Source organism: Endozoicomonas sp. SESOKO4, from assembly GCF_024606275.1.
The window spans coordinates 1-2255 of record NZ_JAHHPS010000113.1 but is presented as its reverse complement, the minus strand read 5'-3'; the positions used below and the strand labels follow the sequence as shown (position 1 = coordinate 2255).

Sequence of the window (2255 nt, the reverse complement as noted above, 5' to 3'; positions counted from 1 at the left end):
CCATTGCACCGAATACCACCGTTTCCGCCAGGGAATTTGAGCCCAAACGATTAGCACCGTGCATGCCAATGCTGGCGCATTCACCGGCAGCGTAGAGGCCTGGAATATCGGCCGCACAGTTGATATCGGTACGGATCCCCCCCATGGTGTAGTGAACCGCAGGACGAACCGGAACAGCCTGATGAACAGGATCAACACCTACATAGTTTTTAGCCAGTGAGCAGATCAGGGGCAGGCGCTCCATCAATTTCTTTTCACCCAGATGGCGAAGATCCAGCAGCACAGCATCACCAAGAGGAGTTTCAATGGTGTTGCCCTTACGCTGCTCATTCCAGAAAGCCTGGGAGAGCTTGTCACGCGGGCCCAGTTCCATGTATTTGTTCCTTGGCTGGCCCACCGGTGTTTCTGGCCCCAGACCGTAATCCTGAAGATAGCGATAGCCATGCTTATTGAGCAGAATGCCACCTTCGCCACGACAACCTTCGGTCATCAGAATGCCCGAACCGGGCAGACCGGTTGGATGGTATTGAACAAACTCCATATCTCTCAGTGGCGCCCCCGCTCTCATAGCCATACCATCTCCCTCAAAACAGCACAGCAGCAGCGAAAATAATGACAGAAACACCTGCCAGACCTGCATACATCAGTTTATTGACTACATGATCAGCCACCATCTTGCGAATCTGCTGAGGCAATACCCGTGGTGTCATATCAAAATAAGTGGCTGCATGAAACAGAGTCATCCCTAGCGTCACAACCGTGAACAGAATCATCAGAGGATTAGCCTGAAAAGAAAGCCAGCCCTCCCAGGCGTCTCCACCACGGGTCAGCTGAACAATACCAAAGAACAAGTTGATGCTGTATAGCGCATCAAACACACAGGTCGCTTCCCTGATCATGTAGGTGCGATAAAAAAGATGATCCATATACCAAGTGCGCTTCATGGGACGCACATAAGGACGACGACTCATCACTTACCTCCTTTAAGCGGCATCAGGAAAGACAAAGCCCAATCCTGAGCACCCTGCAACTTGTTCTGGTTGATAGCTGCAGCAGGATCGACATTCTTTGGGCAGACCTCTGAGCAATAGCCCACAAAGGTACAGGACCAAACACCGTTCTTGCCCTGAATCACTTCTGTGCGCTCATCATACCCGTCATCCCTTGTATCCAGATTGTAACGGTGTCCCAGTGCGATAACGGCTGGCCCGGTAAACAGTGGGTTAATCCCCATTTGTGGGCAGGCTGAGTAACAGAGCATGCAGTTAATGCAGCTGGAGAACTGCTTGTAAAGGCCCAGCTCTTTGGGTGTCTGCTTGTTTACACCTTCTGCAACCGGTTTTTCCATTGCATTAATAATATAAGGCTTCACAGACTCCAGTTTTTTGATGAAGTCTTCTGCATCCACCACCAGGTCACGCTCAATCGGGAAGTTGGCCAGTGGCTCTACCTTGATGGTGCTTTTGTAATCCCTCAGGAAGGTCTCACAGCCCAGCTTGGGCGTGCCATTAATGACCATGCCGCAGCTTCCGCAAACAGCCATCCGGCAAGACCAGCGATAGGCCAGAGAAGAGTCCAGTTCGTCCTTGATGTACTCAAGGGCATCCAGCACAGACCACTCTTCAAGAAAAGGAACCTCAAATCTACCGTAGCCGGGCTTCTCATCGCTTTCCGGGTTGTACCTCAGAATTTCGATGTTGATTGTCTTTTTACTCATTTACAGCCCTCCCGTCACTTTGCATCCGGCACCGCAGCACCCTTCTCAGCCGCTGCACCGTAAACACGCTCTTCTGGCTGATAACGAGTAATATTGACATCCTGATAGTCCAAACGGGGAGCTGAGTCACCGTTATAATATGCCAGAGTATGTTTCAGGAAGTTCTCGTCGTCACGATTGTCAAAACCATCAATTCGCTGATGAGCACCACGGGATTCCCTTCGATTCAGCGCTCCTACTGCAATGGTTTCAGCAACAGCCAGGGAGCTTTGCAGTTCAAAAGCCTGCAAGAGTTCAGTGTTAAAAACCTTGCTGCGGTCTTCAACCTGTAAATTACGAAAGCGCTCACGAAGCTCTGCAATCTTATCGACCCCTTCCTGCATCTCTTCGCCAATTCGGAAGATACCAAAGCAACGCTCCATAGTTTTCACCATCTCTTGACGAATGTGAGAAGCTTTTTCAGTGCCCTTCGCATTGCGCAGATTTTCGATGCTGGAGAGATGCAGGAAGGGGTCGATAAGATTGCAGAGCTTCGTGA

Annotated in this window: 3 protein-coding genes and 1 pseudogene; all 4 read right to left on the bottom strand. The window is 50.5% G+C overall.

All coding sequences use genetic code 11. The annotated features are described in order from the left end of the window. A partial coding sequence (locus KDK16_RS02010) for an FAD-binding protein (RefSeq protein ID WP_306670690.1) occupies positions 1-574 on the bottom strand: 574 nt, incomplete at its 3' end. Between the two features lie 10 nt (positions 575-584). After that, positions 585-971: a hypothetical protein gene (locus KDK16_RS02005; RefSeq protein WP_257255520.1), complete on the bottom strand. Its 387-nt coding sequence runs from the start codon at positions 969-971 to the stop codon at positions 585-587. Next, positions 971-1717 carry a succinate dehydrogenase/fumarate reductase iron-sulfur subunit gene (locus KDK16_RS02000; protein ID WP_257274429.1) on the bottom strand — a complete coding sequence of 249 codons (747 nt, stop codon included), beginning with the start codon at positions 1715-1717 and terminating at the stop codon, positions 971-973. Before KDK16_RS02000 ends, KDK16_RS02005 begins: the two co-directional genes overlap by 1 nt. Positions 1718-1731: 14 nt before the next feature. Next, positions 1732-2255: pseudogene (locus tag KDK16_RS01995) on the bottom strand (hypothetical protein); the annotation flags it as partial.